15 protein-coding genes and 1 pseudogene are annotated in these 18,313 nt (G+C 42.2%); 4 read left to right on the forward strand and 12 right to left on the reverse strand.

Annotated elements, in window-relative coordinates:
• Positions 1-260: 260 nt before the first annotated feature.
• Both MHH68_RS09345 and MHH68_RS09350 read left to right on the forward strand, forming a co-directional pair.
• Positions 261-1,457: a cytochrome P450 gene (locus MHH68_RS09345; protein ID WP_169057184.1), complete on the forward strand. Its 1,197-nt coding sequence runs from the start codon at positions 261-263 to the stop codon at positions 1,455-1,457.
• Positions 1,458-1,586: 129 nt separating this feature from the next.
• Positions 1,587-3,623, forward strand: coding sequence for a molybdopterin oxidoreductase family protein (locus MHH68_RS09350; RefSeq protein ID WP_339162773.1), 2,037 nt, complete (start codon positions 1,587-1,589; stop codon positions 3,621-3,623).
• 52 nt (positions 3,624-3,675) lie between these two features.
• Here MHH68_RS09350 and MHH68_RS09355 read toward each other — a convergent pair whose 3' ends face one another.
• From MHH68_RS09355 to xylA, 3 genes are all read right to left on the reverse strand, one after another.
• Entirely contained in the window at positions 3,676-4,359 is a 684-nt protein-coding gene (locus MHH68_RS09355) for a glycoside hydrolase family 11 protein (protein WP_169057214.1), read from the reverse strand.
• An 89-nt stretch (positions 4,360-4,448) separates the two neighbouring features.
• Positions 4,449-5,948 carry a xylulokinase gene (gene xylB / locus MHH68_RS09360; RefSeq protein WP_339162776.1) on the reverse strand — a complete coding sequence of 500 codons (1,500 nt, stop codon included), beginning with the start codon at positions 5,946-5,948 and terminating at the stop codon, positions 4,449-4,451.
• A 35-nt stretch (positions 5,949-5,983) separates the two neighbouring features.
• Positions 5,984-7,321 carry a xylose isomerase gene (gene xylA / locus MHH68_RS09365; protein ID WP_169057181.1) on the reverse strand — a complete coding sequence of 446 codons (1,338 nt, stop codon included), beginning with the start codon at positions 7,319-7,321 and terminating at the stop codon, positions 5,984-5,986.
• A gap of 214 nt (positions 7,322-7,535) precedes the next feature.
• On the opposite strand from xylA, the gene MHH68_RS09370 reads away from it, so the two are divergent.
• Entirely contained in the window at positions 7,536-8,696 is a 1,161-nt protein-coding gene (locus tag MHH68_RS09370; protein WP_169057180.1) for an ROK family transcriptional regulator, read from the forward strand.
• 49 nt (positions 8,697-8,745) lie between these two features.
• On the opposite strand, the gene MHH68_RS09375 is transcribed toward MHH68_RS09370, so the two are convergent.
• The 3 genes from MHH68_RS09375 to csaA all read right to left on the reverse strand — a co-directional run bounded on the left by MHH68_RS09375 (position 8,746) and on the right by csaA (position 12,611).
• Positions 8,746-10,350 carry a glycoside hydrolase family 43 protein gene (locus MHH68_RS09375; protein ID WP_339162780.1) on the reverse strand — a complete coding sequence of 535 codons (1,605 nt, stop codon included), beginning with the start codon at positions 10,348-10,350 and terminating at the stop codon, positions 8,746-8,748.
• Positions 10,351-10,373: 23 nt separating this feature from the next.
• Positions 10,374-11,765 (reverse strand): MFS transporter, encoded by a 1,392-nt coding sequence (locus MHH68_RS09380; RefSeq protein ID WP_058014922.1) that lies wholly within the window; start codon positions 11,763-11,765, stop codon positions 10,374-10,376.
• Positions 11,766-12,278: 513 nt separating this feature from the next.
• Positions 12,279-12,611: a chaperone CsaA gene (gene csaA, locus MHH68_RS09385; RefSeq protein WP_061408187.1), complete on the reverse strand. Its 333-nt coding sequence runs from the start codon at positions 12,609-12,611 to the stop codon at positions 12,279-12,281.
• Between the two features lie 231 nt (positions 12,612-12,842).
• On the opposite strand from csaA, the pseudogene MHH68_RS09390 reads away from it, so the two are divergent.
• Positions 12,843-13,287, forward strand: a pseudogene (locus MHH68_RS09390) (hypothetical protein).
• On the opposite strand, the gene MHH68_RS09395 reads toward MHH68_RS09390, so the two are convergent.
• From MHH68_RS09395 to MHH68_RS09420, 6 genes are all read right to left on the reverse strand, one after another.
• On the reverse strand, positions 13,277-14,902 hold the full coding sequence (locus MHH68_RS09395; protein ID WP_339162783.1) for a YndJ family protein: 1,626 nt from the start codon (positions 14,900-14,902) through the stop codon (positions 13,277-13,279). The pseudogene MHH68_RS09390 and the gene MHH68_RS09395 sit on opposite strands and share 11 nt — an antisense overlap.
• Positions 14,895-15,500: a DUF4166 domain-containing protein gene (locus tag MHH68_RS09400; protein WP_339162786.1), complete on the reverse strand. Its 606-nt coding sequence runs from the start codon at positions 15,498-15,500 to the stop codon at positions 14,895-14,897. The genes MHH68_RS09395 and MHH68_RS09400 overlap by 8 nt, the downstream gene beginning before the upstream one ends.
• The gene (locus MHH68_RS09405; RefSeq protein ID WP_169057176.1) at positions 15,463-16,344 is read right to left on the reverse strand and encodes a hypothetical protein; all 882 of its coding nucleotides are present in this window, start codon (positions 16,342-16,344) and stop codon (positions 15,463-15,465) included. The genes MHH68_RS09400 and MHH68_RS09405 overlap by 38 nt, the downstream gene beginning before the upstream one ends.
• Before the next feature lie 149 nt (positions 16,345-16,493).
• Positions 16,494-17,066, reverse strand: a complete 573-nt coding sequence (locus MHH68_RS09410; RefSeq protein WP_058014918.1) for a TetR/AcrR family transcriptional regulator — start codon at positions 17,064-17,066, stop codon at positions 16,494-16,496.
• A 3-nt stretch (positions 17,067-17,069) separates the two neighbouring features.
• Complete coding sequence (locus tag MHH68_RS09415) at positions 17,070-17,789, reverse strand: MBL fold metallo-hydrolase (RefSeq protein WP_339162789.1); 720 nt, start codon at positions 17,787-17,789, stop codon at positions 17,070-17,072.
• A 37-nt stretch (positions 17,790-17,826) separates the two neighbouring features.
• Positions 17,827-18,300, reverse strand: a complete 474-nt coding sequence (locus MHH68_RS09420; RefSeq protein ID WP_339162792.1) for a GyrI-like domain-containing protein — start codon at positions 18,298-18,300, stop codon at positions 17,827-17,829.
• Positions 18,301-18,313 lie beyond the last annotated feature (13 nt).

The raw sequence follows: 18,313 nt of genomic DNA on the forward strand, positions 1-18,313 counted from the left end.
GATCTAAAGAACTATATGTATTTGCATCATAGTACCCTTTCGTTCGACTGAATTCCCCATTTTATTTTTGGTTTCGGTGACTTCAATTCTAATTTATAGAAAACGCTATCATTTCTAATGGATTCCTATTTTCCTATAAGACGAATGTGCTTGAATCTTTCGATTAGACTATTGACATATTTTAGAAAACATGTCCGTTGAAATGATATTTTACGGGTGATACCGTGAAAGGGAAACCAAGTGAAAAAGGAGCGTTCATAATGAAAGTGAAAGAAAACTATATCAATGTCATTCCAATGAAAGAAATCCGTTCGACCGATGACCTTCTTTTCCCGTTCCCTATTTACAATGAGCTACGTGCCGAGAGTGATATTAGATATGATGAAACAAGAAAGTGCTGGGATCTCTTTCGATATGCGGATATCCAGTCTGTTCTGAAGCAGCCAAAAGTGTTCTCATCACAGCGAGGAAGAAGCACGACAAAAACGAGTATTTTAACAATGGACCCGCCAAAACATACAAAAATGAGAGCACTCGTGAATAAAGCATTCACGCCAAAAGCGATCAAACAATTAGAAGATAACATTAAAGACTTGACACATGACCTGCTGCAACAAGTGAAAGATCAGCGTACGTTTGATATCGTGGAAGATCTAGCAGCTCCCCTGCCTGTCATGATCATTGCTGAGCTTCTTGGCGCAGAGGTAAAGGATAGAGCGTTCATTAAGAAACATTCTGATGCCCTAGTAGCAGGTGCAAAGGATGAATCAAAAGAAGCCATTCAAGCAGTAGTCGATATGCAGAAACGCGCAGAGGAAGAGCTGTCCGCTTATTTTGCACACTTAATCCAAAAACGAAAAGAAGCCCCTGCTGATGACCTGATCTCACTTCTTATTCAAGCAGACATCGATGGTGAGCGTTTAACCGAGAATGAACTACTTGGTTTTTGTATTCTATTACTAGTTGCTGGTAATGAGACAACGACCAATTTGATTACAAATGCAGTAAGACTGCTGACAGAGCAGCCGCATATTGCCGAAGCAGTACGGCAAGACCCCTCTCTTATTCCGCAATTGACCGAAGAAACGTTACGCTATTACCCGCCTGTTCAAGCCATTGGGCGAATCGCGGCCGAGGATGTTGAGATTGCAGGCTCAAAAATTAAAAAAGGAGACTATCTCATCAGCTGGGTCGCTTCAGCAAATCGCGATGAACAGAAATTTGACGATCCAGATACGTTCCGTCTTGACCGGAAATCAAACCCGCATATGAGCTTTGGCTTTGGCATTCATTTTTGTCTCGGTGCACCGCTTGCCCGCCTTGAAAGCAACATTGCACTTGAGGTTTTACTCCAGACGTATCAGGATATCACCTGCGCGGCAGATCAGCTAAAACCTATTCAAAGCACTTTTGTTTTTGGGGTAAAAGAATTTCCTGTACAGGTCACCCGTTTTTAAAAGTCCCTCTTGAGGGGCTTTTTTCATTTTCTTCAATTCATCATCTCTTTCTTACCTTCCATCTCCGAACATGCTAAAATAAAGTCCATATAAAGAGATAACGGATTTCAGAAAAGGAGCCAAAAATTCATGACCGATTATACAGCAATGAAAGACGGAATATTCAAATCAGTTTGTTCGTTAGATTGCCCGGATCAGTGTGGTCTTTTGATACATAAAGAAAATGGAAAGATCGTAAAAGTCCAGGGAGATCCAGACCACCCCGTCACCCAAGGCAACATATGTAACAAAGTGCGGAATGTCACAGCCCGTTTATATGATGAAAAGCGGCTGACCACTCCTTTGAAGCGTGTTGGCCGCAAAGGCGATGGACAATTTGCTCCGATTACATGGGAAGAAGCCATTGAAACCATTCGGCAAAAATGGACAAAGCTGATTGAAGAAAAAGGTCCAGAAAGTATTCTGCCTTACAGCTTCTATGGGAATATGGGCAATCTGAATGCAGAAGGCATGGACCGCCGCTTTTTCTATCGTCTTGGTTCAAGTCAATTAGACCGGACTATCTGTCAGTCAGCAGGAACGACCGGCTATAAATATACAATGGGTGCAAGCATCGGGACTGACCCAGAAGACACCATTCATACGAAACTATTCATCTTTTGGGGGATCAATGCTGTGTCGACCAATATGCACCAAATCACCCTCGCGCAAAAAGCCCGAAAGCAAGGAGCAAAGATTGTTGTGATTGATGTTCACAAAAACCAAACCGGACGGATGGCAGATTGGTTCATTCCGCTTCGACCTGGTACTGACAGTGCCCTTGCCCTTGGCATCATGCATGTCCTTTTTAAAGAAGGACTGACAGATGAAGCCTTTTTAGAAACTTATACTATCGGTCATAATGAGCTGCGTGAGCATGTGAAGCAGTATGATCCAGACACTGTTGAGGGGATCACTGGGGTTTCAAAAGAGGACATCGTGACACTCGCAAGAATGTACGCAGAGACATCGCCATCTCTTATTCGTATTGGCAATGGTTTGCAGCACCATGATAATGGCGGGATGAGTATTCGTACCATTTCCTGCCTCCCTGCCCTGACTGGCCAGTGGCTCTACAAGGGAGGCGGTGCGATGAAATCAAACTCTTCTTTTCTGAGCTATAATGAAACAGCTCTTCAGCGGCCGGATTTATTAAAGGAACGCACGCCAAGATCATTTAATATGAATCAGCTAGGCAGTGTGCTGACGAATGCAGCGCCTTCCATTGATTCACTCTTTGTCTACTCGTGCAACCCAGCTGTTGTGACGCCTGAAGCAAATAAAGTAAGAGAAGGTTTGCTGAGAGAGGATTTATTTACAGTGGTTCACGACCTATTTCTAACAGAGACAGCTAAGTATGCAGACATTGTCCTGCCGGCCACATCCGCCTTTGAAAATGTGGATTTCTATACATCATACTGGCACCATTATATTCAAATTCAAGAGCCAGTGATTGAACGCTATGGAGAAAGCAAATCCAATACAGAAGTGTTCCGCTTGTTAGCCCATGCGATGGGCTTTGAAGATGCAGCCTTCCGCGAGACAGATGCGGAACTCATGGAACAAGCCCTTCATCATCCAGAAAATCCGCATTATGAGGACATTTCATACGAGGCATTAAAAGAAAAGAAATGGATCAAAGCAAAAAGAGGACCTTTCCAAGACTTAAAGCTCTCTACCCCAAGCGGGAAAATTGAGCTTTATTCGGAACAAATGAAAAAAGACGGGTATCCAGCACTTCCAACCTATGTGCCGCTCTATCAAGAAAGCGAATATCCACTTATCTTCATACCTGGACCGAATCATAATTTTCTTAACTCGACCTTCTCACTTCATGAAAAGCATCAAAAGCTCGAGAAGTTCCCTAAGCTTCACATGAATGAAGAGGATGCAAAGGCAAGAGAGATTGAAGATGGTGACATGGTGCGTGTGCTGAATGACCGGGGTGAATGCGAGCTTGTCGTGTCAGTTGGTCAAAATGTCTTATCCGGTGTTGTGGTGAGCCAAGGATTATGGGCAGATCAAAAAGGCAAAAAGCATCTAGTCAATGGATTAACACCTGATCGGCTGGCAGATATGGGCGGCGGTGCGACGTTCTTTTCTGGCAGAGTGGAAGTTGTAAAATGATGATAGACAGAAGAAAAGCCAGCAAAAAACTGCTGGCTTTTTTTCATTAGATTTATCGAATCATCAGCTGGTTGGTAAACACATTCGCACTTCCGTTGCTTCGGTAGCCTTCTACAGTTAATGCTGTTTCATACATTTTCCCCATTGGCATACCTAGGCTTTCCCATTTTCTGAAATGCTCACTGACGGATACAGTACCGCTCGTACGTTTTGTTTGACGTACACTCCAATATTGCTTAAAGGTAGCGTCTCCAATAATAGAAGGCTGATTGACACGTAGCGTTTCATAAATGTCATATGTGCCCCCATCGGCATAAAATGATCCTTTATACGTTCCTGTTGGGCGATAGGTGCCCCATGACTCAACAATGTAGTATTCAGCTAATGGAGATTGTGTCCAGCCATAGACACATAAGTAGGAATTCCCGCCTGGGTTAAAGGCTGCGTTGTAATTGATGGAGATGTTGCCAAGTTGATGATGAGTTTTAGTGGAATCAAACTTCTTCCCTTTTCGAAACAAAGCATTTCCGATATTGTTCCATTGCGCGCTAAATGCCCCGCCGTTATTGAGTGTCATTGCGGTATTTCCGTAATCCTTCCATAATTCAAAATCGTACCCGCTGTGATTGCCGATTCTATTGTCATAGATCGTTTCCGCATGAGCTGGTACAGCCGTCAGTGTCAGCACAAATCCAATACACATCACAAACAATAGCCTCAATCTTTTCAAGTTCATTTTCCATCCATCTCCTTTTTTCATTAAAATTGTTCTGCCTTCTCTAAGATGAAGCGAGCTCATCACCTCCTTTCATGTCTCCCTTTTTGCTAGACGGAACGGTATTGTTCTAACCCCGCATGGATATCTCTTGTTTGTGTATAGACCTTTTGATACAGATGAAACAGATCAGCATATATACTTGCATGCTGCTGCTCTGGCTCATAGACAGCTGCTTGGTGGATAAACTGTTCCGCACATGCTTCAAGCGACGGATACCAGCCGCAGCCAACGGCGGCAAGTATAGCTGCTCCTAAAGCAGGCCCTTGTTCATTGTCTAACTGGATGACCTCAGCCTGAAAAATGTCTGCTTGCATTTGAAGCCATGTCCGGCTTCTTGCACCGCCTCCAATGGAGACAATTGAATCTATGTGTTTCCCAGCTTGCCTGAATAAAGCGATCGATTCATTTAACGAGAAAGTAATCCCTTCTAGCACAGCCCTAACGACATGTGCCCTTTCATGCCGACTGTCTAATCCAATCAAGCTTCCACGAATGATAGAATCCGCATGAGGTGTTCTTTCCCCGACTAAATATGGAGTGAAGAGCAATCCATTTGCTCCTGGCGCGACATCAACCGCACCCTCTAAAAGTGATTGGAACGATTCCTCTGGTGCCAGTAAATGTTTTATCCAGTTAAGGCTATATCCTGCTGAAAGGGTCACACCCATTGTGTAGAAAGCGTCTTTTTTTGCATGATGGAACAAATGCAGGTTTCCTTGAAGCGCTCTTTCATGATCCTCTTCGTAAGAGAGTATGACGCCAGATGTGCCAATGCTGCATAACGTGCGGCCAGAGGATAAAATACCAGCACCAATTGCTCCGCAAGCATTGTCTGCCCCGCCAGCAAACACTTTTGCACCCTCTTCGATCCCCGTCTCACGTGCAATGTGCGGTAAGAGTGTACCTACCTCTTCCTCTGATGAGATAAGTGGCGGACAAATATGAGGAGGAATATCAAATGCCTGACAAATTTCTTCACTCCACGCTTGCTCTCCAATATTTAATAACAAGGTGCCAGCTGCATCTGAATAATCGATATGAACAGAACCTGTTAAACGAAATCTGACGTAATCTTTTGGGAGTAAAAACATGTCGATTTGTTGATCAATTTCTGGTTCATGTTCCTTTACCCATAATAATTTTGGCAGTGTAAATCCTTCTAACGCTTGATTTTTCGTAATCTTTTGCAGTCGTTCCCCCAGCTTTTTTGTGATGTGTGTACATTGCGCAGTTGTTCGTGTATCATTCCATAAAATTGCAGGGCGGAGCACCTCGCGGGATTCATTTAAAAGAACCAGACCATGCATCTGTCCAGAGAAGCTGATGCCCTCTACTTTCTTTGAAAAGGCAGGCTGCCTTGCCATCAGTTCTTTCATCGCAGCCACTGTTTGCTCAACCCATTCCTCTGGGTTCTGCTCACAATATCCAGGTTTATCTTGAATGAGGCGGTAAGGCTTAGTGGCCTCGCCGCACACCTTTCCATCCTCATCGACTAATATGGCTTTGACTCCGCTCGTTCCAAGATCAATTCCCATTACATACTTCATGTCTTCACTCCTTCAAAACAGGTCCGCTTCTTCAATCAATCTTCTAATAAGTATTGATTTAACCGGGCTTTTAACTGTTCCTCTCTTCCCGATTCGTTTCTGATTAAAGGATGTTTGAGCGCATACTCTTCTAATGTATGAAAGTTTGCCTTTCCTTCTGAAATGTCACGTCCAATCCCTTCAGAAAAACTGCGATACCGGTGCTTGATCACATCTTCAAACACACGATCTTCTATGAGTCTATGAGCGACCCGCAGCCCTTTTGCGAATGCATCCATCCCCGCAATATGGGCATACAAAATATCTTCAAGCTCAAAAGAAGCTCTTCTAACTTTTGCATCAAAGTTGAGACCGCCAGTACCTAGTCCGCCATTTTGCAGAATTTCATACATAGCTAGCGTTGTGGCATATAAATCGGTTGGAAATTCATCAGTGTCCCAGCCAAGCAGCGTATTCCCTTGGTTCGCATCCACAGAACCGAGCAATCCATGTATTCTCGCCACGCGTAATTCATGCTCAAACGTATGACCAGCAAGCGTCGCATGATTCGCCTCTATGTTCAATTTAAAATGTGAATCTAATCCATATTGCTTTAAAAAGGCGATAGATGTTGCTGCATCTGCATCGTATTGATGAGTGGTTGGCTCCTTTGGCTTAGGCTCAATTAAAAATTGGCCAGTGTATCCAATTTCCTTTGCATAATCAACAGCCATATGCAAAAATGATGCCATGTGGTCAAGCTCTCTTTTCATATCAGTATTCAGCAGAGTATCGTATCCTTCTCGTCCTCCCCAAAAAACGTAATTTTCTGCGCCAAGTTCTTTAGCTGTTTCAATCCCTTTTTTCACCTGTGCGGCCGCATAGGCAAAGACATCTGCATGACAAGATGTCGCTGCGCCGTGTACAAATCTAGGATGCTTGAACATGTTGGCCGTGTTCCACAGCAGCTTGACTCCGCTATCTTGCATGTATTCTTTCATTCTTTCTAAAATGATGTCTAATTGCTGATTTGTCTCTTGAAGCGTATCTCCCTCCGGTGCAATGTCACGGTCATGGAACGAAAAATACGGTACATCCAATAGATCAAACAGTTGAAAGGCTACTTCCAACCTAGCTTTTGCTAAATCCATTCCGCTATAGGAATCCCAGGCTCTCTGCATCGTGCCAGTTCCAAACATGTCTGTTCCATCAGCAGTCAATGTATGCCAATAAGCGACTGAGAAGCGCAGATGATCTTTCATTGTTTTTCCGCCAATCATTTCGTTTGGATTATAGTATTTAAAAGCGAGTGGATTTTTTGATTGTTTTCCTTCAAATTGTATCTTTCCGATTCCTTCTAAGCTGTGTAACGTTTTCATATTTGAGTTGGTCATCTTTTATTCCTCCTATGATTTCACTTTGTAAGTTGATTCAACAAACTAATGTTCAATTGATGATCCATTCACTTTGAATTTTCCATATTTTTTAGTTTTTTAGAAATATTTTCGTTATAATAAAGTTAAAATCATCCTTCTTACAGATTACAGACGAAGAAAAACAGCTTTTTTCTTCACTTAATCTAAAGACGAAACAAATGGAGTGGATAACATGGATATCGCTGATCAGAACTTTGTGAAAAAAATAAATCAAAAGCTATTATTAAAAGAAATTCTCCAGCATGCGCCAATTTCTAGAGCCAGATTATCTGAACGCACTGGGTTAAATAAATCGACGGTTTCCTCTCAAGTAAGTACATTAATGAAGGAGCAGCTCGTCTATGAGATCGGCCAAGGTGAGTCCAGCGGCGGGAGAAGGCCGGTTTTACTTATGTTTAATAAACGTGCTGGCTGCTCCATCGGGATTGATGTCGGCGTTGATTATGTCAACGGCATTTTAACCGACCTTGAAGGGTCCATCCTTCATGAGGAGCAGATGAAGCTCCCATCAAGCGCTCCTGACGTGACCATACGCATATTAACTGAATTAATACAGCAGTTGATGGCCCAAATCCCCTCTTCCCCATACGGGCTCATAGGTATTGGCCTATGTATTCCTGGGCTAGTGGATGCTGATGAACAGATCGTGTTTACGCCTCATTCTAAATGGAAAAATGTTGATCTGAAAACAACGCTACAAGATGCATTCCAAGTACCGGTCTTTATTGAAAATGAAGCAAATGCCGGTGCATATGGTGAAAAAATCTTTGGTGCCGCTAAACATTATGATCATTTGATCTATGCCAGCATCGGCACTGGCATTGGAATCGGAATCATTATCAATCATCATTTATACAGAGGGGCATACGGCTTTTCTGGTGAAATGGGACATATGACCATCGACTTTAATGGACCAACATGCAGCTGCGGAAACCGTGGTTGCTGGGAGCTGTATGCATCTGAGAAAGCCTTGTTTCAGTCCCTTCAAACAAATGATCAGCCCATCTCTCACCAAGATGTGGAACAACTGGCGACGTTCAATGATATGAAAACGCTCAATGCCCTGCGCAACTTTGGTTTTTACCTTGGGGTCGGTCTCACAAACGTCCTGCATACCTTTAACCCGCAAGCGATTATTTTACGAAACAAGGTGATTGAATCGCAGCCAGCGGTTTTACGTGTGATTCAAGAGGAGGTATCCTCAAGGATAGATACTCAATTCAGTTCACATGTCGAGCTGCTTCCTTCGTCATTAGGACATAACGCACCGGTATTAGGGATGACTTCACTCGTCATTGAAGCCTTTCTGCAAGATGCCACCCTCTCACCATGACAGATTCTTCAATAAAAAAGACAGCTCTTACCGTGTTGTCTTTTTTTATTTATTCTGTTTCCTCATAACGGAAATAGTTGAAATCAGCAGGCAGACGCTCGCCGCTTGTATCCTGGCACTGCATGCCGACAAATGCCCCTGTAAAAAATCCTCCTCCTCGGATGAAGTCATCAGATAGATGGCTAGATTTAAATATCACATCAATTTCCTTCCAGTCTTTTTGATCAAAAGAATAAGAATAGGTATATGTTTCTTTCTGAACGGTCACTTTTAAATACACATAGGTGACCTCCTCTGGAATGACGATTTTTTGTGTCAATGGCTGAGAAAAGGAAAGGTTTTGACAGGCAGATAATTCAAGAATACGACCAAGTTCCTCGTCATATGTCACCTGAAGCGCAGTCCAATTTTCCGTATTATAATAATTCACAAGACCAGCGGCTTGCTGAAAATTTTCTGGAAAGAACGACACAGCGGTCTCTGCTTCAAAATAAAAGCTTTGCCAGCGCCTTGCAACGAAGGATTGAGTAAACTTAGATGTGAGAGATTCCTGACCATATAACCTTAAATGATGAGGTTTTTCCGTTAATGAACCGATCTGTTCAGTAAAAGGAATTCTTAATGTTTGGAAGTGTCTATTTAACGTTGATTCTTTAAACTCATCGACTGTATGGTGTGTTGGAGCAAAAACCTTTTCGTTGATCGCTGGTGCTTCAACTTCAAGCGATCCTTCTTTTCCGCCCACAACATACGGCCAGCCATCCTTCCATTCAAGCTTTTGAATCGCTGTTTCTCTTCCTAAAGGACACCATCCTCTCTGTTGAAAAATAGATTCCTTGCTTGATTGAATAGGGCGGCCAGTCAGATGAGCGAGGTACCATTCATTTGTGTGCGTTTGAACAATGGAAGCATGCCCGCATTTTTGAAGCGGATGTTCAGGCGTGTGAAAAGCACTTAAAATTGGGTTATCAGGATGAACCTCATAAGGCCCTTCAATCTGCGGGGAACGGGCAATTGTTGCCGCATGCTCGTACCTGGTGCCTCCTTCTGCTGTTAATAAATAATAGTAATCACCGATATGATAAAGATGCGGTGCTTCTGTCAATTTAATCGGTGTGCCTTTAAAAATGACCTTCCGCTGGCCAACGAGTTTCTTTTCCGTCACGCTATATTCCTGCAGGGCAATACCTGCAAAGGAATGGTGCTTTTCCCTATGGTCCCACAGCATATTTAAAACGTATTTCTTGCCGCTTTGGTCATGAAATAAAGAAGGATCAAAGCCAGAGCTATTAAGCTTAACCGGCTCACTCCAATCACCATCAACGTCACTTGCCGTAACCAAATAATTATGACCATCTTTAAATGGACCATCCACTACTTTAATATCTGAATAAATAAGCCAAAACTGACCATCTGCATAGCTTAGACACGGTGCCCATACTCCGCCAGAATCAGGATTCCCTTTCATGTCCAGCTGCGACGTTTTTTGCAAAGGACGCGCAGCAAGTCGCCAATGGACGAGATCCTTCGAATGATAAATTTGGACCCCTGGAAACCATTCAAATGTAGAGACCGCCATGTAATAATCTTCTCCTACACGGCAAATACTTGGGTCCGGGTTAAATCCTTTGAGCACTGGATTGGTAATTTTCATTCAACTTCCTCCTCTTTCACGACCTACATTTTAAAATCATCCATATGATCGATATATACTTGATCCCTATTCTCAAGCTCCCTCACGACTTTTTGGTGCTCTTCTTCATCTAAATTATAAAAATTAATATCAATCATCGCTAAAATCAGTAAGCATACAGGAATCACTGTTACCGTAATTAAAATGCCAAGCAATGCTTCTGGCGTCTGTATTTGGTTTGCAACATAGCCAAATCGATCGAGTACAAGCCCCGGAACGATCCCGCCTAATGCCATCCCAAATTTAAAGAAAAATCCAATGACTGCGTAGATAAGTCCGCCCATCCTTTTTCCAGTTTTATATTCGCCATATTCAACAGTCTCAGGAATGAGTGCCCACATGTATGCACCGGCTGTAATACTACCCGCAGCAGCAACGAGTCTGAAAATCAGGATTAACGTGATTTGACTCGGCGGTATCACAAGTAAGGCAAGAAGACCTACGATATTCAGCGATAAAGAATAATTCAGCAGCTTTTTCTTACCTAACAACTTGTGCAGCTTCGGAATAAACGGCAGCACCATTAAAGCTGGCAGACTGCCAATGAGTCCGTACCATTTCACTAAATCTTCTCTGCCAAGGTTATACGTCACATAATAGATCCCAACAGAGTTGCTGATCGAGTTCACACCAAAAATAATAATAAAGAAAATACTTAATACAACAAGCGGGCGATTCACTCGTAACTGGACAAAAATATCACTGAATTTAATCTTTTCCTCTGGCTTTTGAAGCGTGACACGTTCATTCGTACTTTTAAAACAGAAAATCAATAATGCGCCGCCAAGAACGCCGAGAAAAGCCATCGTCATCTGCCAGCCAAGTGCTGTATTTCCTGTCGTATCACTTAAAAAGGTCGCAAGAAAAGGAACAAAAAAAGCCACAACCAGACCGCCTAGATTGGCAAATACCATACGAACGGACGTAATACTAACAACTTCTTGGTTATTTCTTGTCATTGCGGAAGTTAAAGCACCATAAGGAACGTTGATGAATGTGTATGTAAGCGATAAACCAACATACGTGATGTAGGCATAAATGAGTTTACCCATTTCAGAAAAATCAGGTGTTGTAAAGCAGAGAATGGCAAGTACGACAAAAGGAAACGCACCGAATAACAAGTAAGGTCTAAACCTGCCAAAACGGCTGTTCGTCCGGTCCACCAATGCACCAATAAATGGATCTGCAAGCGCATCAATGGCGCGAACAACCAAAAACATCGTCCCTGCTGCTGCCGCTGATAAACCGTACACATCTGTATAGAAAAATAATAGATATGTAGAGACAGTTGCGTAAATCAAATTACATGCGAAATCCCCTGAAGCATATCCCACTTTTTCAGACATACGAATCTTCTTTAAATTCTCACTAACCATGAGCTTTCTCCCTTCTTCACTTAGCCTCTTCTAACGAACAGATGATGGAGGGCAGCAGCAATCAATACGCGGAATATAAAGCGCTTTCAATTTGTTATAAAAATGTAGCTGAACATCTCATCCTTTCAGCTTAGCCCAAATACGCAACAAAACAGTCGAATGACAGAATCATCTCCTTCAATATAGGGTTCGATACTTGAAATTCATCTTAGTTTATTGACTAAACAAACTAAGATGAGTTCATTTTATAAAATCTGATCTGACTTTTCAATATTTTTTGAAAAAATAATCCAAATAATCGATATCTTGTCATTTATCTTTTGAAATGACATGAAAATCTAAAAGAATTCATTTATTGGTTGCATTCAAGCTCATCCCATGCTATATTAATCAAGCGATGAGCTGAATTGTGTAAGTCGGGTAACATGTCTCTTTGAGACACACACGAATGTGGCGTGTGGTTATTCCGCCTCAATACGCAAAAGACATCTTCTTAGGAAGATGTCTTTTTTCTTACCCTATTTTTGTTCCATTCTCAACCGGTTCATCTGTCGCTAGCAAAACCACGTCTTCTTTTGACGGAATGCCTCCTAAGACAAGCACTTCTGATTTGAACCCAGCAATTCTTCTTGGCGGGAAATTAACGACCGCTACGATTTGTTTGCCAGTAAGATTCTCTGCTGTATAACGCTTTGTCAGCTGAGCACTAGATTGCTTCACACCGATTTCTTCGCCAAAATCAATCTTGAGTTTCAACGCAGGCACTCTTGCCTCTGCAAAAAATTCTGCTTCTATGATCGTTCCAACGCGAATATCTAACGCCAAAAACTGTTCAATATCTGCCATCTGACTCTCTCCCCTTCGTAAAAGATAACATAATCTATTGATTATCCATTGTAGCACATTCATTTTATCTAAAAGGAGGTTCAAAAAGCCTATACAGCGCTAACATCACCTTTATAGTTTACATAATAAATTTATAGTCGCGTATTAAATGTTTGCATCCTAAAAATGAATTCGGTAGAATGGCAAATAATCCTACTGCTTCCTCTCGAATAATTTGGGGAGGGTTCACACTTGTTTACACTATCAGATATGTGGACGTTTTGCTGGTCGTTTTTTGTCATTCTTCCTATTGTTGCCATCCTGCATCAACTTGGCCATATTGTGGTCGCGTGGATGTTTGGAGCAAAGGTTTCCTTTGCTCTTGGCGATTAGACGAATCTATTTTCTAGATGCATTTTGCCACTATGAAGAAATGAGGAAAAATAACCGATTGTCGCACATTCTTGTCTACTTAGGCGGTTCATTATGCAACTTGCTCAGTGTTCTCATACTGAACACAATGATCGCCAATGATTTCCTGCCAGAGCACCAATTTTTCTATCAATTTGCTTACTTCTCAGTCTACTATGTATTTTTTGCACTTCTGCCAGTCCAGTATGCAGATCATCATCCGAGTGATGGGCAAGCGATTGTGAACATCATTCGGCACGGTGAACCATGTGACATCATTGACTAACATGATGACTGTCAATATGATAATGAATCGTTAAAAAAGGAATACCGAACAGCTTCATTTGATGTACCGCTGTGAGACTTTCATCCGTCTGCGGCTTCATATGAAAGCTTTCTTCCATTGGCAGTTTCATGGTGATAAAAGGCGTATGAACATACAATCCTTCGTCACCGGTACTGCCTTTTGGACATGTACTTTTTAATAAAAAATCTCCTTTTTCATCAAAAGGCTTTAAAATAGCTGTCAGCTGAGAATAAGGAAGTGGCAGCGCAATATTCAAATAACCCCCAGCTGCATCGTAATGAAGAGCATAAAGTGCAAAAAAGACTTGCTCTCCTTTTGCGTTGTAACGTATCCAAGCCCGAACATTTTTCCTTTCTTCCTTTGGATGTTGAAATCTAGTCAGACGTCCCTTCATTTCATATGGATGACGAGATAACCCCAAATAAAGCTGACCTATTTTCTTAAACATTGGCTGAAGTAAAAAAACAAACGGCCTTACCCACCTATGAAAGCTGACGGCTGCTTTTAATGTAAATGCCATAGGGTCTTCATAAAATCTGCGAATCACGGGTGACACCCTATCAGCTGAAAATGTCTTTCCATTTAATTCATCAAGAGAATCGACTAAACCAAGCTTCTCAAAGTCATGCGCGCTGTCCTCTTGAATCGAGTTCATCTGAAACCGGCCATGCATTTTCGACATCGGAAAGTTCTTCTGCTTTAATTGATGCTTCGGTCCTTCAATCAGCCAGCCAATCAAACCTGGCAAAATCACAAAAAAAGCATTGATACTGCCATGAAACCAAATCATCTGATCAATGCTAATGTAGGTCACACGCATCAGCATACCTGCGGAATAAAGAAGTGATAGCACGATCGTCCCCATTAAAACAAAGCTAGAAAACACAACGAGACCTTTCGCCAAAGTTGAACGAAATCTTGTTTTCACACAAAGGAAGCCATATATGTAGAGGGCCATCACATAAAGTATGACGCTGAACGTATCAAATAGACGGGAAAAGCTAATCCCAACAGCAATCATCAGAGGCGACAGCAAAATCACCCATCCCGCTGCTTTGTATAAAGCTGTTTCTTTTGCTGGCTGCCTCCCTAATAATCCATAAAAAAGCGGAATAAAAAAAGCGGAGTAATGAAAATGAATAGCGGTCAAAAGAACAATGATCGGCGAAAATGTCATCACCTGTATATCTGCTGTGTATAGCCAAAACCACAGACCCCCTAAAGCGAGATACATCCATGCGCCATCAATCATCAGCTCATGAAGCGGAAAGATTCCTCTTTTCAATAAACGAGAAAAGCCAAATAACGCCAATAAGATTGTATATAAAAGCCATCCCGATGCAAACCAAGCGGAATGATAGATAAAAGCGGTGGTTGCACAAAGAGCCGCTATCGGAAAGGCTTTCATTAAAAAGCCGATCAGCATCCCTGGCTTGTGTTTCTCCCCTTCTTTCTCAAAAAAGTGTAAGGCAGCGGGAAGAAAAAATAGAATCGCCATGAGAACAAAAAATTCTGCTACCCGGCCTGTCATGAAACGGGTGACAATAAACCAAGACATGAAGATCAAACTGGATGTCAAATGCCACTTATTCATTATGAGCCATCCTTTCTGTAAAACGGCCTTTATATGTAAAAAGAGTACCAAACAGGCGGTTTTTCACGTGGACATCAATGTTATATTCACCTGCATGCTCATCGTAGCCTTCCGTTACATCTGACACTCCATAAAGCCATGAAGGCAGCGGCCATTCTTTTCTGAACATCAAAAACTTCTGCCGGCCGGATTGGATGTGCAAGAAACCATGCTTTGTTACTGTAAAATGAAGCTCTGACACAAGAAGTCTAGGCTTTCCAAAGTAATCTAGTACTGTATGACTCTCCTGATCAATAATCATATCCGCATCAAAATGCCGCTCCTTCTTTGGGAAATAAAACGTTCGATACCAGTGCATCCCTTCCTCCCCCTTATTTGTCACAAAGGGCTCGTTCACAATTCGGAAAGGAATGTTTTTACCTCGTTCGGGGAAAAAGCAACGAAACAGTGGACCCATTCTGAAGATCAACCGAATGAATCTTGACCCGCCGCCTATTTCCTCCATAGTACCTTCAGCAGAAAACGCGCGGTTGTATCTCTCTTTTAGCTTTGGATGCAGTTTATCGTAATCCTTTACTTGATGACGATGAACGACCATGTCTACCGCCCCTTTTTCGCTTGATTGAAAATACATCTACACAATCTTTTAAATTGATCATACCTGCAATCGACAAAATAAAAAATGCACTCATCACAAGCGGCTCATGAAGCGTCGTTTGCGGGGATAGGATCCCTATACAAAGCATAATGAGAAGAAACATACTTTGTAAAATGAAGAGATATTTCTTTGATCGTTTGGGAATTAACCATGATACGCCTAAAAGCGCATAAAACAATCGGAAACTCGTGCTATGATCAAAAGCCGAATGTGAAAAAGGATTGGCTGCTTGGCTTAACCAGACAATGGCAAACAGCAAACAAATCCCGTAATGAGCAAGGGTTCTCTCTAGTAATAACCGAGGGTGCGTTCCCTTTTCAAGCCACGTCTTTAATGCACCAAAACTAAAGGCTGTCATAAACCCGATCATTGGGCGAAAAAGAATCCGATCTGCCCATGTCCATCCTTTTCCTTCTTTCGTTTTGTAATCAAATTGAGTTTGAAACACAATGTGATCGCTTGTTTTCATATACTTCCAGTAGCCGCTGCCTTCTTTGATAAAAGACAATGGGTGTGACGATTTAAAATGAAGTGAGGATGCCCGCTCATTCCGTTCATCCATCATTCTTGTTCGATAAGCTCCTGTCCCTGTGACACTTAAACCAAACCCAAGATGCTTTTCATACAAAAAGGATTGGGGCTGTTCATTTTGAGGTTCATTTAATGAAATGGTTGAAAAGCGCAAATCCCATTGTTCATGAAGCTTTGGATTTTGCGTATACTCCCATACTTTCTCTATCGGTGCATGAATGGTTGTTTCCACATAAACGGGCTTTCTTTTCATCTGCCTCTACTCCTCTATGTGAATTATTTCACATAATAAGCATACCATGTTTCACAAAACTGTCAAATCTTTATTCTTTTTTTTGTCAAAAAATTGGTTCAAGATGACCGCCTCTAAAACATATCGATCCACTACCAAAAAAAGACCTGTCAATGAGACAGATCTTCTTTTTGCAACACACCTGAGATATAAAGCTTGACCGCATAGCTCACACTGTCTTCAAGCTGTTCTTTTCGTTGAAATCCATTTTTATTTGAAATATCACCGAAGCCGTGCAATAAACTTCTTAGTCCTCTGACCACATGTGTCATCTCTTCTTCTTTGACACCAAAACGGGCCATGATGGCTTGGACAAATTCAACAAGGCGCTCTGCCTCACTTCTTACTTTTTTCTCCTCCATATGTGAAAAGGCTGCTTCATAAAGACCTGGATGTTCGCGGACAAATTGAACATACTGTTTGGCAAAGGCTAACACAGCTTCTTCTTTATCCAGCCCCTCTGTTACGTGTATGCCTTCTTCACGTAGCATGGACAGCCCTTTTTCTGCGAGTGCCGCCTGAATTTCATGAAGACCAGATACATGATTATAAAGAGAGGGTGGTCTGATGTTCAGTCTTTTAGACAATGTAGCAATGGTCAAAGCAGAAAAACCCTCTTCATCAACAAATGTAGCTGCTGTATCGATGATTTTTTCTTGCGTGATTCCCATTCTTGGAGACACGGTTTACTGCTCCCCTTTCTTCAGCTGCTGCTGCCTTTTTCGAACGGCAGCTTGAAGCTTTTCATGAGGTTCTATAATGAGATCGCCATGTCCTGCAGCAAGACAGGATAGGCGAAGTGCCAGTAATTTTTCGGCGCTTTTGAGTGCGGTTTCTGCATCCCATGTAGCAAAAGCCGGGAAAGGGAAAGACCAGCGAAATTCACCCGTAACGGATAAGCCGCCTTTTGTCACAAGGGCATCCCCAGCAATCACAACTTTTGATCTTTCTTCGTATAAGGATATGCTGCCAGGTGTGTGCCCTGGTGTTGCAATGATTTTCAGCGGTCCAATCTCATCCCCTTCTTCGACAAGCACATCCGGTTTTGTACGAATATGTTTCGAAAAACTGCCTTTGATTTTTTGCTGGGGTTCGCCAGGAAGTAAGGACAAGTCACCCTCAAATAGGCGGGCATCGCGTTTTGATAAATAGACGACAGCCTCTGGAAAAACCTTTTTCACTTCATCTAATGCACCGATATGATCCATATGACTATGGGTGAGAATGATTTTGTGGATGGGCTTGTTCTTTTGTCGAGCAAATTCGATGATCGAGTTTGCTGCCATTTTTAACGCAGCATCAATTAAGGTCAGTCCGTTCTCTTCCTCAAAAACATAACAGTTTACCGGGAATAATCTCGGCATCAATGTGAGCTGGTGCAGACGGTCAAAAGTTGTCAATCTCATCAAGTGTCCCCCTAAAACTAATGTTGTTAGTTTTATATTAACTAATACTATTAGTTTTAGCAAGCATTTCTTCATCAACCGCAATATAAATATCAATTTGCGCTTCTTTTGGATCTATAGATCTTTCGTCATACCATTCAAAGTCGCCTGTATATGTGCGGTAATGGCGCTCATCCCACGTCCAAATCTGCTGCCATGTTTCCCACACGACCTCTTCAATCGGACCCTTTCTCGTTCGGATTTTTACGTAGGCGGAGGCAGGAATCTCTATGATATGTTCTAACTGCTGATCCACGAATTGCCCAGCAGTAAATAAATAAGAGCCATGCTCATCTTTTTCATAATCTGAATACAATCCTATGACGGGCGCTTGCCCTCCGTGAAGCTGCTGCGCAAAAAATTGCTGCCAGAGTGGAGCAATCTTCCGCTCTTTTGTTTGCTCCATTTCGTTTGTTGTTCGAACAGACAGCCCTTTTATCCATTGTTTCTCTAATGTCACGATATCGTACATACATTCTCATCTC

It is taken from the genome of Bacillus sp. FSL K6-2841 (assembly GCF_037976435.1).
Lineage (GTDB): Bacteria > Bacillota > Bacilli > Bacillales > Bacillaceae > Bacillus > Bacillus pumilus.